Source organism: Streptococcus cristatus ATCC 51100 (genome assembly GCF_000222765.1).
Taxonomy (GTDB): Bacteria; Bacillota; Bacilli; order Lactobacillales; family Streptococcaceae; genus Streptococcus; species Streptococcus cristatus.
The window spans coordinates 1-17,683 of record NZ_AFUE01000009.1; the positions used below are offsets into that span (position 1 = coordinate 1).

General features: G+C 46.2%; 13 protein-coding genes and 1 pseudogene. 12 read left to right on the forward strand and 2 right to left on the reverse strand.

Annotated features, from left to right (window positions below):
• The 4 genes and pseudogenes from HMPREF9960_RS08410 to HMPREF9960_RS08425 all read left to right on the forward strand — a co-directional run.
• A pseudogene (locus HMPREF9960_RS08410) lies at positions 1 to 125 on the forward strand (ferritin-like domain-containing protein); the annotation flags it as partial.
• 326 nt (positions 126 to 451) lie between these two features.
• Positions 452 to 1,501, forward strand: a complete 1,050-nt coding sequence (locus HMPREF9960_RS08415; protein WP_005591194.1) for a bifunctional glycosyltransferase family 2/GtrA family protein — start codon at positions 452 to 454, stop codon at positions 1,499 to 1,501.
• The gene (locus tag HMPREF9960_RS08420) at positions 1,498 to 2,406 is read left to right on the forward strand and encodes a phosphodiester glycosidase family protein (RefSeq protein WP_005591195.1); all 909 of its coding nucleotides are present in this window, start codon (positions 1,498 to 1,500) and stop codon (positions 2,404 to 2,406) included. Before HMPREF9960_RS08415 ends, HMPREF9960_RS08420 begins: the two co-directional genes overlap by 4 nt.
• Positions 2,387 to 2,809, forward strand: coding sequence for a hypothetical protein (locus HMPREF9960_RS08425; RefSeq protein WP_037586371.1), 423 nt, complete (start codon positions 2,387 to 2,389; stop codon positions 2,807 to 2,809). Before HMPREF9960_RS08420 ends, HMPREF9960_RS08425 begins: the two co-directional genes overlap by 20 nt.
• 135 nt (positions 2,810 to 2,944) lie before the next feature.
• Here the strand turns inward: HMPREF9960_RS08425 and hutI are convergent, their stop codons facing one another.
• Positions 2,945 to 4,210 carry an imidazolonepropionase gene (hutI, locus tag HMPREF9960_RS08430; RefSeq protein ID WP_005592444.1) on the reverse strand — a complete coding sequence of 422 codons (1,266 nt, stop codon included), beginning with the start codon at positions 4,208 to 4,210 and terminating at the stop codon, positions 2,945 to 2,947.
• 195 nt (positions 4,211 to 4,405) lie between these two features.
• Here hutI and hutU point away from each other — a divergent pair, with 195 nt between their 5' ends.
• The 8 genes from hutU (at position 4,406) to hutG (ending at position 14,551) form a co-directional block, all read left to right on the forward strand.
• Complete coding sequence (gene hutU / locus HMPREF9960_RS08435; RefSeq protein ID WP_005591198.1) at positions 4,406 to 6,436, forward strand: urocanate hydratase; 2,031 nt, start codon at positions 4,406 to 4,408, stop codon at positions 6,434 to 6,436.
• A 117-nt stretch (positions 6,437 to 6,553) separates the two neighbouring features.
• Positions 6,554 to 7,453, forward strand: a complete 900-nt coding sequence (gene ftcD / locus HMPREF9960_RS08440; protein WP_005591199.1) for a glutamate formimidoyltransferase — start codon at positions 6,554 to 6,556, stop codon at positions 7,451 to 7,453.
• Positions 7,454 to 7,467: 14 nt separating this feature from the next.
• On the forward strand, positions 7,468 to 8,094 hold the full coding sequence (locus HMPREF9960_RS08445) for a cyclodeaminase/cyclohydrolase family protein (protein WP_005591200.1): 627 nt from the start codon (positions 7,468 to 7,470) through the stop codon (positions 8,092 to 8,094).
• A 66-nt stretch (positions 8,095 to 8,160) separates the two neighbouring features.
• On the forward strand, positions 8,161 to 9,834 hold the full coding sequence (locus tag HMPREF9960_RS08450) for a formate--tetrahydrofolate ligase (protein WP_005592450.1): 1,674 nt from the start codon (positions 8,161 to 8,163) through the stop codon (positions 9,832 to 9,834).
• A 12-nt stretch (positions 9,835 to 9,846) separates the two neighbouring features.
• Entirely contained in the window at positions 9,847 to 10,446 is a 600-nt protein-coding gene (locus HMPREF9960_RS08455; protein ID WP_005591202.1) for a HutD/Ves family protein, read from the forward strand.
• A gap of 74 nt (positions 10,447 to 10,520) precedes the next feature.
• Positions 10,521 to 11,873, forward strand: coding sequence for an APC family permease (locus HMPREF9960_RS08460; RefSeq protein ID WP_005591203.1), 1,353 nt, complete (start codon positions 10,521 to 10,523; stop codon positions 11,871 to 11,873).
• A gap of 5 nt (positions 11,874 to 11,878) precedes the next feature.
• A complete protein-coding gene (gene hutH, locus HMPREF9960_RS08465) occupies positions 11,879 to 13,420 on the forward strand; it encodes a histidine ammonia-lyase (protein ID WP_005592463.1) in 1,542 nt (513 codons plus the stop codon).
• A gap of 141 nt (positions 13,421 to 13,561) precedes the next feature.
• Positions 13,562 to 14,551 (forward strand): formimidoylglutamase, encoded by a 990-nt coding sequence (gene hutG / locus HMPREF9960_RS08470; RefSeq protein ID WP_111705338.1) that lies wholly within the window; start codon positions 13,562 to 13,564, stop codon positions 14,549 to 14,551.
• A 78-nt stretch (positions 14,552 to 14,629) separates the two neighbouring features.
• Here the strand turns inward: hutG and HMPREF9960_RS08475 are convergent, their stop codons facing one another.
• Positions 14,630 to 17,659, reverse strand: coding sequence for an ATP-binding protein (locus tag HMPREF9960_RS08475; RefSeq protein WP_005591206.1), 3,030 nt, complete (start codon positions 17,657 to 17,659; stop codon positions 14,630 to 14,632).
• Between the last annotated feature and the right edge of the window lie 24 nt (positions 17,660 to 17,683).

Here is a 17,683-nt window from a genome sequence, read left to right on the forward strand (position 1 = left end):
CTCTGGATGTGACGGATGAAGAAGGCGACGATGTGACCAACGATATCTTCGTTGGAGCTAAGGCAGACCTTGAAAAGACGATCTGGATGTTGACAGCTGAGCTTGGCCAAGCACCAGGTTTGTAAAATGATGTTTAAAGAGGCTGGGACAAAAGTCCTAGCCTCTAAATTGTCTTTGGATTGTCGAGCAAGACGCAGTGGCTGAGTGGGCTCTACTACGCTGATTTCATCAACTTTTACAGCCCTACTCAACTGTGCGGAGGTGGGACGACGAAATCGAATTCTAACGAATTACCGATTTCTGTCCCACTCTCTGTTTTTTATTTTGTCCTACGAGATACTTTCCTCACTCTTTCCTTAAAGAAGATTTAACTTTTTCTTAAAGATAACTGATATCAGCTAGCTTTAAGCCGCAATCTGTATACTTTCTACAAATCATCTAAGAAAGAGGTATGGATATGGACTATCTAGTGATTCCGGCTTACGAGCCCGATTATAATTTAATTAAACTGATTCAAAAAATTCAGAGCAAGAGTAATTTTCATATCATTGTCATCGATGACGGTAGCTCAGCCAAGCGCCAGACAGTCTTTGAAAACGCTGAACAATATGCGACTGTCCTCCATCACGAAAACAATCAAGGCAAAGGACAAGCATTGAAAACTGCCTTCACCTATATCCAGTCTCTGGGTCAATACGGAACCGTCATCACAGCGGATGCGGATGGCCAGCACAAGGTCTGGGATATTTTCCGAGTGGCAACCAAGGCTGCTAAAAATCCTAATCAGCTGATTCTGGGCGCACGCGCCTTTACTGGTAAAGTCCCTCTGCGTAGCCGCTTTGGCAACAGCCTGACTCGGACTCTCTTCAAGCTCCAGACTGGGGTGGGTGTCTCCGATACGCAGACTGGTTTACGAGCCTTTACGACCAACATGATTCCCTTTATGCTAAAGGTAGAAGGTCAGCGCTATGAGTATGAAATGAACATGCTCCTAAAAGCCAGTAAGGAATATCGCATTTTGGAAGTGCCCATTGAGACGGTCTATATCAATGACAATCAAGGTTCGCACTTCCGGCCTGTTAGAGACGGACTCATGATTTATAAAAATATCTTTAAATTTGCTCTGACCTCTCTCAGCAGCTTCGTCGTGGACTACATGGTCTACGCACTGGCTCTCTTGTTTTTAGCCGCTGTGCCGACCAGCCTGAGAATTCTCCTAGCCAATGGGATTGCCCGCGTGACCAGTTCGGTCTTCAACTACTCGACCAATAAAAAACTGGTCTTTAAGAACGACGACAGCATTCTCAAGACAGGAACTGGCTATTTCAGCCTAGCTCTGGTGCTCTTTATCTTAGACACACTACTGATTCGCCTCTTCTACGCTGTCTTTGGGCTCAATCTTCTGCTTGTCAAGATCATCGTCGGACTGCTGCTTTTCACCGTCTCTTGGATGGTACAAAAGAGATTCATTTTTAAGGAAAGGACACACACTGCATCATGAAATTTTTAAAGAAAGGCTATGCCTACGCCTCGATTTTTGGCCTACTTCTGACAGCTTCTTTTAGCTACTCCATGTTGAAAACCTTCGTCATTGCAGAGACCATTTCCACAGTCTCAAGCACCGCTTCTTCGTCCAATGCCGAGGCTGCCAGCAAGGCTGCCGAAACAGCCACAGTGACAGATACTAGCTATTCAGACGACAATATCTCGGTCACGCTGACTGAAAAGACCGTCAACAATACCCAAGTCTACATCGCTGATGTGACCGTCAGCTCCGCTGAATATTTGAAAACAGCCCTTGCCAACAACACCTACGGAACCAATGTCACCGCCAAGACTTCAGAAACGGCCGCTAATAACAAGGCTATTCTAGCAGTTAACGGCGACTACTACGGTGCCAATTCTACCGGCTATGTTATCCGCAACGGTGTCGTCTACCGTGATACCGTCCGAGAGGACGCCAGTAATGGGGACTTGGCTATTTACAAAGACGGCTCTTTTAAAATCATTTACGAAAATGAAATCTCTGCCGATCAGCTGGTCGAAGACGGCGTGGTCAATCTCTTAGCCTTCGGCCCAGCCCTCGTAGAAAATGGTGAGATTGTCGTTGATACCAAGTCCGAAGTCGGCCAGTCCATGTCTTCCAATCCTCGGACAGCTATCGGTATCATTGACGAAAACCACTATATCATCATCGTTTCAGACGGACGCACTTCAGAAAGTCAGGGACTTTCCCTCTATGAAATGGCGGAAGTCATGAAATCTTATGGCGTCAAGACGGCCTACAATCTTGACGGTGGCGGATCGTCCACTATGTACTTCAACGGTCAGGTCATCAACAAGCCTACCACCAACGGAAATATTTCAGAAAGGGCGGTGAGCGACATTGTCTACATCGGTTACTAATCCCAGCAAAAAACGTTTCAAAAAAACAGCTGTTTCCTACATCCTGCTAACGATTTTCTTCTTTGCTTTCAGCAGAATCTATGAATCCTTCAGCTTCGGGGAAATATCTATCCACATGCACTATCTCTTTGCCCTTCCTCTCGTTGGGGGCATCCTCCTCCTGCTCTTCATGAAAATAATTCCCAATCTCTCTCGGCTCAGCCTTAATCTCTGGAACTCAGCTGTAGCCATTATGACAGCCGGCATGCTCTTTCGTGGCATCGTCAATCTCTCTGGACGCTCCACAACACTGGATATGCCCTACTGGTATGTAGGAGCAGCCTTTGCGTCTCTAGCTCTATTCTCCATGGTCTTTACGCGCAGTGTGTGGGTAGATAATAAAGAGACCAGCTCAATGTCTTAATCTCATAAAAAACAGAAAGGTCGTGGTGTTTAAGCCACGACCTTTTCTTGAACACAAATCTGCTTTTTTATAATCAACGATAGAACTTCTAAGAAAATCTTTGCTATCACATGGAAATGAGATCGACTTGTAAAATTAGACGATTCTACCCTGATCAACAACCAACTTGCCTGCTTTATAAACTTGATGGGTCAGGTTGGTCGCAAAGAAATAAAGTGGATAGTCAATGTTCTTAGCGTCTAGGATAGTAATGTCCGCCTGCTTGCCAGTATCAAAGCTACCAATCCTATCTTGGCGGTTAACTGAGTAGGCCGCATTGATGGTTACAGCGTTAAGGACTTCTACTGGTGTCAGGCGCATCATAAAGCAGCCCAGCTGCATGACGAACTGCAGGTTAGCTGTTGGACAGGAGCCTGGATTGCTGTCGGTGGTCAGGGTGATGGCCATACCAGCTTCCAGCATCTTGCGGGCTGGTGCATAGGTATCTTCCATCAGACTGAAGGTAGTCGCTGGCAGGAGATTGCCGATAACCTTGGCTTCTGCCATCTTGCGAATACCTTCATCGGTTGCTACCATCAAGTGCTCTGCGCTAGTTGCTCCTAGCTCAGCTGCTACATCTACTCCACCGATCGATTCGATTTCATCAGCATGGATGCGAATCTTGAAGCCCATTTCCTTAGCTTTAGAAAGCAGGTAGCGTGACTCGTCAGCTGTAAAGACGCCTTTTTCACAGAAAATATCACAGAATTCAGCTAGATTTTCTGCTTTTACCCGAGGCAGCATTTCCTCGACGATAAGCTCCAGATATTCCTGAGAGCGTCCCTTGTATTCTGGTGGAACGGCGTGGGCAGCCATAAAGGTTGAAACTAGGTCAATCTCATGGTCACGGTCCAGAGCTCCAACGACATCCAGCTGGCGCTTCTCTGTTTCCCAGTCCAGACCATAGCCACTCTTGGCCTCAACAGTCGTCACTCCATGCAGCAGCATATAGTCCAGCAACCTCTTGGACTTATCATAGAGAGTGTCAAAAGAAGCTTCTCTTGTCGCTCGGACTGTACTGAGAATTCCGCCGCCTTGAGCAAGAATCTCCAGATAAGGGACACCGGCTAATTTCTTGGCAAATTCATGTTCCCGGCTGCCACCGTAGACCAAGTGAGTGTGACAGTCGATCAAGCCAGGTGTAGCAATCTTGCCCTCATAAGACTGAATCTTAGTATCTGGTTCAACCAGACTGGCATCTGGCTCTCCACTGCCAACTGCTAGGATTTTACCGTCTTTGACTGCAATGTAGCCGTCCTCCAAGACCTGAGCTTCCTTCATCTCCTCGCCAAAAAGGGGATGTCCGAGGTCCTTGGGACAGAAGACTTGATTAAAGTGAGTTAATAGTAAATCAGCAGTCATGCTTGTTCCTCCATTCATTTTCCAACTTATTCGCTTTCCATCATAATACACTATCGTCAAATTATAGTCAAAAACCAATATATATTAGATATATTGATATTTTTTATCTCTGGGAATATTTTCTTGACTTTGTACTGACGGCGCTGTTATAAAATAAGGTCAAATCTTAAGTTATTTTACAAGGAGGAAATAAACATGTCATTCTACAGCGAACAAGATATTGCGGCAGCAATGACCGTCAAATTAGACGATGTATTACCTGAAAAAACGGTTTTCCAAGAAGGCATCCGTCGAGCACCCGATCGGGGCTTCCGTTTGACTCAAGCTCAAACCGAAATTGCACTTAAAAATGCCCTTCGCTATATTCCAAAGAGATTCCATAAGGAAGTGATTCCAGAATTTCTGGAAGAGCTGAAAACTCGCGGACGGATTTATGGCTACCGCTGGCGTCCAAAAGAACGCATTTATGGTAAACCAATTGACGAGTATAAAGGGAACTGTACCGCAGCTAAGGCTATGCAGGTCATGATTGACAACAACCTGAGCTTTGAAATCGCCCTTTATCCTTATGAATTGGTTACTTACGGAGAAACTGGATCTGTCTGCGCCAACTGGATGCAGTACAACCTGATCAAGAAATACTTGGAAGTCATGACAGACCATCAAACCTTGGTTGTAGAATCTGGCCACCCGCTCGGACTTTTCAAATCTAAACCAGAAGCACCTCGTGTTATCATCACCAACGGCCTCTTGGTCGGTGAATATGACAATATGAAAGACTGGGAAATTGCAGAAGAAATGGGTGTCACCAACTACGGTCAAATGACAGCTGGCGGCTGGATGTACATCGGCCCTCAAGGTATCGTCCATGGTACTTTCAACACCCTCCTCAATGCTGGGCGCTTGAAACTAGGTGTAGCTGATGATGGCGACCTGACTGGTAAACTCTTTATCTCTTCTGGTCTGGGTGGCATGAGTGGAGCTCAAGGGAAAGCAGCTGAAATTGCTAAAGCAGTAGCAATCGTAGCTGAAGTAGACCAATCCCGGATTGAAACTCGTCACTCCCAAGGCTGGATTAGCCAATTAGCCGAAAGTCCGAAAGAAGCAATTGACTTGGCTCAAAAAGCTCTGGAAGCTGGCAAATCAACTTCTATTGCCTATCATGGTAACATCGTAGACCTCTTAGAATATGTCAACGAGAACAATATCCATGTCGATTTGCTGTCTGACCAAACTTCTTGCCACAATGTCTATGACGGCGGCTACTGTCCAGCTGGTATCAGCTTTGAAGAGCGTACTCGTCTCCTGGCTGAAGACAAGGAAACCTTTACAAAGTTGGTTGACCAAACCTTGGAACGTCACTTCAAGGCGATCAAGACCTTGACTAGCAACGGCACCTACTTCTTTGACTACGGTAATGCCTTTATGAAGGCCGTCTACGACTCTGGCATCAAGGAAATTTCTAAGAATGGCTTTGACGACAAAGACGGCTTCATCTGGCCATCTTATGTCGAAGATATCATGGGGCCTATGCTCTTTGACTATGGTTACGGTCCTTTCCGTTGGGTATGTCTGAGCGGTAAGCACGAAGACCTAGTCGCTACTGACCATGCAGCTATGGAAGTGATCGATCCTAACCGCCGCTACCAAGACCGCGACAACTACAACTGGATCCGCGATGCAGAAAAGAACCAGCTGGTTGTTGGAACTCAAGCGCGGATTCTCTACCAAGACTGTATGGGCCGTGTCAATATCGCCCTCAAGTTCAATGAATTAGTCCGTGAAGGCAAGATTGGTCCTGTCATGATTGGCCGTGACCACCACGACGTATCTGGTACTGACTCTCCATTCCGTGAAACTTCCAATATTAAGGACGGTTCTAATGTTACCTGCGACATGGCTGTGCAATGTTACGCTGGTAATGCCGCTCGTGGTATGAGTCTGGTAGCTCTCCACAACGGTGGCGGAACTGGTATCGGTAAAGCAATCAACGGTGGCTTTGGCTTGGTACTGGACGGTAGCGAACTCATTGATGAAATCATCAAATCTGCTATCGCTTGGGATACGATCGGCGGAGTTGCTCGTCGTAACTGGGCTCGCAATGAGCATGCTATTGAGACAGCTATCGAGTACAACCGTCTTCACCAAGGCACAGACCATATCACCATTCCGTACCTGACTGACGAAGATTTGGTCAAAGAATCTGTTAAGAAATTGTTCGAATAGGAAAAACTTGTCCCCCAGCTTCTGAACTGAGCTAGGCTTCACACCTAGCTCAGCTGGAAGTCCCACCACTTTATTCACTTTATAATTTTAATAACATATAACACGAGGTAATATCTTATGGCAAAAATTGTTGAATGTATTCCTAACTTTTCTGAAGGCCGCAACCAAGCGGTCATCGACGGTCTAGTGGAAACAGCTAAGAGCGTACCAGGAGTGACACTTTTGGACCACTCTTCTGATGCCAGCCACAACCGCAGTGTCTTTACCTTGGTCGGCGACGATCAAAGCATTCAGGAAGTTGCCTTCCGTTTGGTTAAATACGCTTCTGAAAACATTGACTTGACCAAGCACCAGGGTGAACACCCTCGTATGGGCGCAACTGATGTCCTGCCTTTTGTACCGATCAAGGACATCACAAGTGAGGAATGCGTAGAAATTGCGAAGGCCGTATCTGAGCGGATCAACCGTGAGCTCGGTATTCCAATCTTCCTCTATGAAGATGCAGCGACTCGTCCAGAGCGTAAGAACTTGGCTAAGGTTCGTAAAGGACAATTTGAAGGCATGCCTGAAAAACTCTTGGAAGCTGACTGGGCGCCTGACTACGGTGAAAGAAAGATTCACCCAACTGCTGGTGTCACTGCTGTTGGTGCTAGAATGCCGCTCATCGCCTACAACATCAACTTGGATACAGACAATCTGGAAATTGCCAACAATATTGCCAAAATTATCCGTGGTTCAAGCGGTGGCTACAAATACTGTAAAGCGATTGGCGTTATGCTGGAAGACCGCAACATTGCTCAGGTTTCCATCAACATGGTCAATCTGGAAAAATTCCCACTCTATCGTGTCTTTGAAACTGTTCGCTTTGAAGCCAAACGTTACGGAGTTGGAATCCTCGGCTCAGAAGTCATTGGTTTGGCGCCAGCCAAGGCTCTGATTGACGCAGCAGAATACTATCTGCAAATCGAAGACTTTGACTACGGCAAGCAAGTTCTGGAAAACCATTTGCTGGGCTAGGAGGACAGAAACCTATGAAATTAGTAGATTTAAGCTTGACAGAATTTGCCAAAGTCCTAGGCTCAGATGCTCCTGCACCAGGAGGCGGCTCTGCCGCTGCTCTTTCCGCAGCCAACGGTATTTCCCTTACTAAGATGGTCTGTGAATTGACTCTTGGCAAGAAAAAATACGCAGAATTTGAAGCAGAAATTGCTCAAGTACACGCAGAAAGTGCACGCCTGCAAGAAAGCTTGCTCGCAGCTATCGACAAGGACACTGAAGCCTTCAATCTGGTCTCTGCTGTCTTTGATATGCCTAAGGAAACAGAGGAAGACAAGGCTGCCCGTCGGGAAGCGATGCAGCAAGCCCTCAAGGAAGCGACCAAGTCACCTTATGGCATGATGGAAGACATCTTGGCTGCCCTGCAAACAACTCAAAAAGCTGTCGGTAAATCCAATACCAATGCTGCCAGCGACCTGGGTGTAGCAGCTCTCAACCTCAAGGCTGGACTGCAAGGCGCTTGGCTCAATGTCCTCATCAACCTGTCAGGTATCAAGGATGAAGCATTCGTCGCAGACTACCGCAGCAAGGGTGAAGAGCTCCTACAAAAAGGCTGCGCTCTCGCCGATGAAATTTATCAAGAAATTTTGAAAGTTGTCTAATAAATAAACGGAAGAGAAGCTCACTCTTTCCTGTGAATGGACTTCCTCTTCTCAAGAGGTAACAATATGGTTTTATCAGATATTGAAATTGCGAATTCGGTTCAAATGAAGCCCATCAAAGAGGTGGCAGAAAAGCTAGGAATTGCTGAAGACGCCTTGTCTCTTTATGGAAATTACAAGGCAAAAATCAGTGCCGGCCAGCTGGAAGCCCTCAAAGACAAACCAGACGGCAAACTGATTCTCGTGACAGCTATTTCTCCTACACCAGCAGGAGAAGGCAAGACCACGACTTCTGTCGGATTGGTCGATGCTTTGGCTACTATCGGTAAAAAAGCCGTTATCGCTCTGCGGGAACCTTCACTCGGACCTGTCTTTGGTATCAAGGGCGGAGCTGCTGGCGGTGGGCATGCTCAGGTTGTGCCTATGGAAGACATCAACCTCCACTTCACTGGTGACTTTCATGCCATCGGTGTTGCAAACAACCTGCTGGCGGCCCTCATTGACAACCACATCCACCATGGCAATGCCTTAGGCATTGACTCTCGCCGCATCACTTGGAAGCGGGCAGTTGATATGAATGACCGGCAGTTGCGCCACATTGTAGATGGTTTACAAGGCAAGGTCAACGGTGTTCCACGTGAAGATGGGTTTGACATTACAGTTGCTTCTGAGGTTATGGCTATTCTCTGTCTGTCAGAAAATATCACTGACCTCAAGAACCGTTTAGAAAAAATCATCATTGGCTACAGCTTTGAAGGTAAGCCAGTCACTGCCAAGGATTTAAAAGCCGGTGGTGCTATGACTGCTGTACTCAAAGACGCCATCCATCCAAACTTGGTTCAAACTCTGGAACACACGCCAGCCTTGATTCACGGTGGACCTTTTGCCAACATTGCTCATGGCTGTAACAGTGTCCTAGCTACCAAGCTGGCTCTCAAATATGCCGACTATGCAGTCACAGAAGCTGGTTTCGGTGCTGACCTGGGTGCTGAGAAATTCATTGATATCAAATGTCGTACATCTGGTCTTCATCCATCGGCTGTAGTTCTGGTTGCTACCATCCGCGCTCTCAAGATGCATGGTGGTGTGGCTAAGAGCGATTTGGCTGAAGAAAATGTTCAAGCTGTTGTAGATGGTCTACCAAACTTGGAAAAACATCTGGAAAACATTCAAGATGTTTATGGCCTGCCAGCAGTCGTTGCTATCAATAAATTCCCGCTGGACACTGAAGCTGAATTGCAAGCTGTTTATGACGCCTGCCAAAAACGTGGCGTTGACGTAGTAATTTCCGACGTTTGGGCAAATGGCGGAGTCGGCGGTAAAGAGTTGGCTGAAAAAGTCGTTGAACTGGCCGAAGGAGACAATCACTTCCAATTTGTTTATAATGAAGAAGACTCCATTGAGACCAAGCTCAACAAAATTGTTACTAAGGTCTATGGAGGCAAGGGCGTTCGCCTGACTCCTGCCGCTAAGCGCGAGCTCAAACAGCTGGAAGAGCTGGGCTTCTCCAACTATCCTATCTGTATGGCTAAGACTCAGTACTCTTTCTCAGACGATGCTAAAAAACTGGGCGCTCCTAAAGACTTTGTTGTGACGATCAGCCAGCTCAAAGTTTCTGCTGGTGCAGGCTTTATCGTTGCTCTGACTGGTGCAATCATGACCATGCCAGGGCTGCCTAAGGTGCCAGCCAGCGAAAAGATTGATATTGACAAAGACGGCAATATCAGCGGTTTGTTCTAATAAATACCAAAAATGACACATATAACCCTTCTAAAATCAAACGATTTTCAAGTTTCCGATTGGTCAGGGGGAAAGACAAAACAACTTTATCTTTCCCCGCCAACTGGCCACTATGGCAAGCGGAACTTTGACTATCGACTCTCAACAGCAACTGTGGAGTTAGCTGAAAGTCAGTTTTCTGACCTCAGCGGCTTTCACCGCATTCTCATGAGCCTGGACCACACACTTCATCTCCACAATGCCAGCCGGCAGGAGGAAACGGTTCTAGCTCCCTTTACCCCCTATTTTTTCGAAGGGAGTGATTCTATCACAAGTCGTGGGACTTGTACCGACTTTAACTTAATCTACAGCGACCATTATCAGGGACAGATGCTTGCCATCTCAGATAGAGAAGAGCTTAGTCAAGATGAAGCAATTCAATTTATCTATGCCTTGAGTGATTTGATGGTGACAGGGACAGGCCTGCCATCGCTTAACCTAGAGACAGGGCAACTTCTGATAGTGGAAAAAGAGGCTCAGGAAACTGAGCTGCAAATAATGTTTTCGACTAACCAGCCAACGGGTGCTCCCCTTGCTATATGGGCTGGTTTGACCCATATCCCTACTAAGTAAAGATACAAGGAGTCCTATTATCGTTCTATCTTTACTTGGAAAGGATCCCACATCTCTAAAGGAGAAACATTATTATGGATGCAACTAAACTCACTGCACAAGAACAAGAACAGGAAAAAGCGAAATTCAGCTTTTCTGGCGCTACTCTCTACGGTATCAATGCCGTTATCGGTTCAGGGATTTTCCTCCTACCGCAAAAGATTTATAAAGGACTTGGTCCTGCCTCTCTAGCTGTCATGCTTGGAACCGCCCTCCTCGTTATTCTCCTAGCAGTCTGCTTGGCAGAGACTGCTGGTTATTTTAATAAAAACGGCGGAGCCTTCCAATATTCCAAAGCAGCCTTTGGAGACTTTGTCGGATTTAATGTTGGCTTCCTAGGCTGGGCGGTTACCATCATCGCTTGGTCAGCAATGGCAGCAGGATTTGCGAGACTTTTTGTCATTACTTTTAAATCCTTTGCCCCCTATGAACTTTTACTCAGTGTGAGCCTGATTATCCTACTCAGTCTGATGAATATATCAGGTCTTAAGACCTCCAAAATGTTCACCTTGACCGCAACTGTAGCCAAGCTCATCCCAATTGTTGCTTTCAGTCTATGTGCAATTTTCTTCATCAAAGGAGGAATTGACAAAGGAAACTTCACTCCGTTTCTTCAGCTAGAACCTGGCGTGGATATCATGAAAGCCATCTCTAGTACAGCTATCTACATTTTCTACGGTTTCATCGGTTTTGAAACCATGTCTATCGTTGCTGGTGAAATGCGCAACCCAGAAAAGAATGTGCCTCGAGCAATTTTGGGTTCTATCAGTATTGTATCTGTTCTCTATATGCTAATTATCGCAGGAACTATCGCCATGTTAGGCAGCCGTATCCTGCAAACAGATGCCTCTGTACAAGACGCCTTTGTCGAAATGATTGGCCCTGCTGGAGCATGGATTGTTTCCATCGGAGCGCTGATCTCTATTGCTGGACTTAACATTGGGGAATCTATCATGGTCCCACGTTATGGTGCAGCCATAGCAGATGAAGGCTTGTTACCTAAAAAAATCGCTGAAACCAATGCTAAAAACGCTCCTGTAATTGCCATTATTATCTCCGGACTTTTGGCCATCGCCCTGCTCTTTACAGGAACATTTGAAGTATTAGCGGCTCTCAGCGTAGTCTTCCGCTTCTTCCAATACATCCCAACTGCTCTAGCCGTATTGGTATTGAGAAAGAAATATCCAGATAAGAAAGTGGTCTTCCGCGTTCCATTTGGTCCTGTCATCCCAATTTTAGCGGTTCTAGTCAGCCTCATCATGATTTGGGGTGAAAATCCAATGAACTATGTCTATGGTCTCATCGGTGTCCTTGTCGCCAGTGCAGTCTACTATATCTACATAGTACTGATTTGTAAAAATAAAGTTCTTGAACAAAAAGGAGAATGAATCTTATGACACATGTAATCAATTTGGATGGCGAACACCTTACTTTAGAAGATGTCATTGCTGTAGCTCGTCATGGAGCTATCTGCGAAATCAACCAAGAAGCTAAGAAAGCTGTAGAAGCTTCCCGTAAAATCGTAGATGACATCGTCCGCGAAAAGCGGGTAGTCTACGGTGTTACGACTGGATTTGGCTCCCTCTGCAATGTCAGCATCTCGCCAGAAGATACGACTCAACTGCAGGAAAACTTGATTCGCACCCATGCTTCAGGATTTGGCGATCCTCTTCCCGAAGATGCAGTTCGTGCTATCATGTTAATTCGGATTAATTCTCTGGTCAAGGGCTATTCTGGTATCCGGCTCTCTACTGTCGAAAAACTTCTGGAATTGCTCAATAAAGGCGTCGTGCCATTTATTCCAGAAAAAGGCTCTCTCGGTGCCTCTGGTGACTTAGCACCCCTAGCTCATATGGTTCTGCCTATGCTAGGACTGGGCCACGCATACTATCAAGGTCAACTGCTCTCTGGGCAAGAAGCTTTGGACAAGGCTGGTATCGAGAAAATTGCTCTAGCAGCCAAGGAAGGGCTGGCGCTGATTAACGGAACGACTGTCCTGACAGGTATCGGAGCTCTGGCTACCTACGATGCCATAAAATTGCTCAAATTATCAGATGTCGCTGGGGCTCTTTCCATGGAAGTCCACAATGGTATTACCAGTCCTTTCGAAGAAGACTTACATACTATCCGTCCTCAAAGCGGACAGCTGGCTACAGCACGCAATATCCGCAACCTTCTGGAAGGCAGTGGAAATACGACCGTAGCCACTCAACAGCGGGTTCAAGACCCTTATACCCTGCGTTGTATTCCGCAGATTCATGGTGCCAGCAAGGACTCTATCGCTTATGTTAAGACCAAGGTTGAGATTGAGATCAACTCTGTTACAGACAACCCTATCATCACCAAGGAAGGCCATGTCATCTCAGGCGGTAACTTCCACGGAGAACCAATGGCTCAGCCATTCGACTTCCTCGGAATTGCCATTTCTGAAATCGGCAATGTATCCGAGCGGCGTGTAGAACGTCTGGTCAACAGCCAACTGAGCAAGCTCCCATCCTTCTTGGTCAAACACCCAGGACTCAACTCTGGCTTTATGATTACCCAGTATGCTTGTGCTTCGCTTGCTTCTGAAAACAAAGTTCTGTCTCATCCAGCCAGCGTAGACTCTATCCCATCTTGTGAAAACCAAGAAGACTTTGTCAGCATGGGAACTACTGCAGCACGCAAGGCAGCTGAAATTCTCAAGAATTCTCGCCGCATCGTAGCAACAGAAATCATGGCAGCCTGCCAAGCTCTGGATCTGAAACCAGAAAACCATGAACTGGGCAAAGGGACCAAGCCAGCCTATGACCTCTTCCGTCAGCATGTCCGCTTTATCGAGTTTGATAAGGACATCGAAATCTACGAAGAGCTCAACAAGGCTTCTGAGCTGATTGAGAGCGATGAATTCCTAGCAGCCGTTGAAAAGGCTGTGGACTTGAGCATTCAGTTCTAATTCTGATGACTCTATAAAAAGTTAACCTAAGAAGCCCGCTCTCGTGCAGCTGGGCTTCTTTTCCCGTCAAAAGCCATTGACAGGCTTGGTGGAAACTCTTATAATAAAGTCGCAAGTATCGTTATGGAAAAGGACAAAATCATGTTAGAAGATTACTATCAGCTAGACAACCGTTACTATCAGCGAGGTCCAGAGGACAATCTATATACTGCTAAGTGGGGCATGGTCATTGAGTTTCTGGACTTAAATGATCCTAGCCTAACCCCTTTTGAAGGGGTAAACTTTGCCTTGATTGGCTTCAAGAGCGACAAGGGTGTCTATATCAATAACGGCCGAGTGGGCGCAGTTGAAGGTCCTCAAGCCATTCGAACTCAGCTGGCCAAGCTTCCTTGGCATCTAGGTAGAAACGTTCGCGTCTTTGACGTTGGCGATATCGACGGGCCTAACCGCTCTCTGGAACAACTGCAGCAAAGCTTGGCACGAGTAGTCAAACGCCTGCGAGAGCTTAATCTCCGTCCCATCGTTCTAGGCGGCGGCCACGAAACAGCCTACGGCAACTATCTGGGGCTCAAGTCGTCACTAAATCCTGACCAAAACTTAGCTGTGATCAATATGGATGCCCATTTTGACCTACGCCCCTACGATCAGACGGGTCCCAACTCCGGTACCGGTTTTCGTCAAATGTTTGATGATACCTTAGCTCAGAAACAGATCTTTAACTATCTCATCCTAGGGATTCAGGAGCATAATAACAACCTCTTTCTCTTTGACTTTGTAGCCAAATCTAAGGCTATCCAGTTCCTGACTGGAATGGATATCTACCAAATGGGTTACAAGGAAGTCTGCAAGGTAGTTGATGCTTTTCTAGCCGATAAAGAGCAGGTTTATTTAACCATTGATATTGACTGCTTTGCAGCTGGCGCCGCTCCTGGTGTCAGTGCCATCCAGTCGCTCGGTGTGGATCCCAATCTGGCTGTGCTGGTCTTCCAGCACATCGCTGCGTCAGGCAAACTGATTGGCTTTGACATCGTCGAAGTCTCTCCCCCTCACGATATAGACAACCATACGGCTAATCTAGCGGCCAGTTTTGTCTTTTACCTAACCCAAGTCTGGGCACAAGTACATGACTGATGGGCATTTAAAAACTTCATTACAAACATCAAAAGAGGGTGAACATAGATTTCACCCTCTTTTATTTGTGTTCAATTCTTAAGACAAGGTTCGACGTAAGTTTTCTAATTCCTTTAGTTGATGACGATCCCGGTAGGGATTGAGCTGACTCTTGGCTGTTTCATAATAAGTTTCAAAGTCCTGAGCTAGTAAATTTTCAAAACCAGCTTCTTGCAAGCTACCAGCCAGCTGGCGATACTTGATCACAGCCATCAGATAGTAGATCAAGCCCTTGTCCCGCGGATTGCCATAGCGACTAATGAGACTATCCTTTTTCCGCAGCAGATCAAGCACCGGCTGGTAATCTCCCTTCTCGCAGCCAATCAAGGCCAAATACACTTCCAACTGGGTCTCTTTCCAAGGGAAGCTAAGGGACTTCAGGGCTGCTTTCGCTTTCAGCAAGATTCGCTCCGCCTTTTCATAATCTTTTAGCTGATAATAAGTCAGCCCCAAGCCTATGTAGAAAGCAAAAATCGAAGGCTCTGCTGTTTTATTTTCCGTCAGCTCAATTGCCTCTTTCTGATGAGCCAGCGCTGTCGTGAAATTCCCACGAATCTGCTCAATCTCTGCCAGATAATCTAGAGCCGCCGCAATCTGAATCGAATACTTTGAGCGCAACGAAGCCGTCAAACTAAAGCAATCGATAGACTGGTAGAGATGACGGAGCGACTGCTCCTCATCTCCAATCATGAGATGATACAGTCCCTTGAGTCGAAGATTCATTGCAATAGCTTCGTGATTATTGGCCTGAACTGAAGCATCCAGGGCCAACTCCGTATAGTAGCGCATCTCAGGAATATTCTCCGTCTGGATGCAGTAGTAGATCATCTGCCGATAGCCTTCTAGGAGAAACTCCATCTGCTGCAGCTCTTTAGCAGAAGCAATCACCTGCTGGATGTTGTCCATTCCCTGCTGGTAATTCCCCGTCCGGATAGCATAGCGCCCTTCCAGATAGAGAAAGCGGAGAACCAATAGTTGAAAATCTTTGTGATTCTGGTGTTTTCTCTCTAATCCTTCTATTTCCCGACGGATACGATCAAATTGGTCCAAAACCGCTGATTGATTGCTATCATCCGTCTTTTCGATAAAGCCAAACTCCCGCGAATAAATCGGAAAGAGCTCATGATGAAACTGCAAAGTAGCCTCGAGATAATGCAACTCATACTCCAAAGACTTAATCGGCTGTTTGGACAGCTTGTAGTGATAGGCGATTTCATTGAGCAGCTGAGCATGATAGAGAGAGGCTCCTAGCTGGTCTTCCATGCCTTGGGCAATCTGGTGATGTAGCATCCGCTTCTTGGCAAGCGGCAAGCGCTCATAAGCATAAATCCGCAAAAGCTCCTGGCTGAATCGTAAAACCAATTCCTCCTGTTCCTCTTCTATTAAAAGCTGTTTTTGCCCAAATCCTTCCGCAATTTCGACCACTTCTTCCACAGATAGGCCTAGCAACTTAGCTAAGAGCGCTACCGAAGCAGGGGAACTAAAGCAAGCCAGATAGTCAACCAATTCCTCCTCCTGGCTGCTCAAATAGCCTAATTTCAGAGATAGTTTTGCTTTAATAACTGAGGTTAATGGCTGGAATTTTTCACCTCGCAAAAGCTGCTCCGCATACTCCGACAGAAAGAAAGGAATGCCCTGACTGACCCGATAAATAGCCTCAAGCCGTTCTTCAGATATGACTAACTGTCCAGTCTGGGCCTGTAAATAAGCCACACTAGACTTAAAATCCAGTGGCTGCAGCTCAATGCAGTCTAGCTGACTACGAAGCAACAAGTGATTGAAAAAACGTCCAAGATAAGGTGGTGTACTCAGATGCTTGGTCAATACAAAGGCTACTGGATAATCCCTCAAATGGTTCATAACCTGCTCTAAAACAGCCACACTTGCCTCATCCATCCAGTGACAATCCTCAACCAAGATCACCAAAGCCTTTTTCTTGGAAATCTTTTGCAAAATATCCAGCACAAACCGAGCCAGACGATCTGTATTCAGCTCAAGATCCGAAGCTTCACCTGCCATCATCGGAAAATAACTATCCAAAATATCCTGCCACTGGCTAGTCGAAAGGATCTGATGTTGAATGACTAAGTCTCCCAAGCCATCTAGCAGACTGCGCCAAGGCTGCAATCCAACCGTCATTTCTTCCTTGAAGCACTCTGCCATAACAATTTGAAAATACTTAGTCTGATTAGCCAGTACTTGTCGGGTTACTGTCCGTTTACCGATACCAGTACCACCGACTAAGAGCAGTGCACGAGGTTCTTGCCTCTCTATGATCTTAGAAAAATAAGATTCCAAACGCTTGATTTCACCCACTCGGCCAAAAAAGTGGTCTGTATTACGTAAAAATTGCTTGATTTTACGCTCACTGCGATCCTTAGCCATCACTTCATGGTACAGCTGTTGGATTACTTCATTGGGACTAATCCCCAATTCCTTGTCCAAGAGATTGACCAATTTATAATAAGTCTCAATCACCTTACCAGGTCGATCATTCTCCTGATAAAGCTTCATAAGCAGATGATAATTCTTTTCATCAAACTCATCGATGCTGATCATACGGCGCAGATTCCGCTCTGATTCCTCCAAATTTGACGGATCTTTTTCCAACTTTTGATAGCAAGCCTGGGTATAGATCTGCTCATATCGCGTCCGCATCTTGGACACCCAATAGTCAAAGGCTTCACTGTCCTTGAGATAGAAGCCCTGCAGAAAATCACCCTGATAGAGCGACAGATGCTCCGCAGGCTTGTCCGTGAAAATTTCTACATCACTTTCAATCGCGCACTCGGGATTAAGCGATAGCACAGTACGGTTGGGAGCGACAATCCATTCTCCACCCAATAGCTTGTTAGCCTGATAAATGGTATTCCGCAGATTCTTTTTGGCAGTCTGATTATCCTTGTTTTCCCAGAGGATTCCTGCAATCTCCTCCCGATTGACTGCTCCATTGATATGGAGATAATAGAGCAGAGCATTGATTTTGGCAAAAGGAAAAAAGACCTCCTCTTGATTGAGAAAGACACTCGGACTTCCCAACAATTTCAACTTCAAACGATCTTCGGTCATGTAAACGCCTCCAGGAAAGCTTAT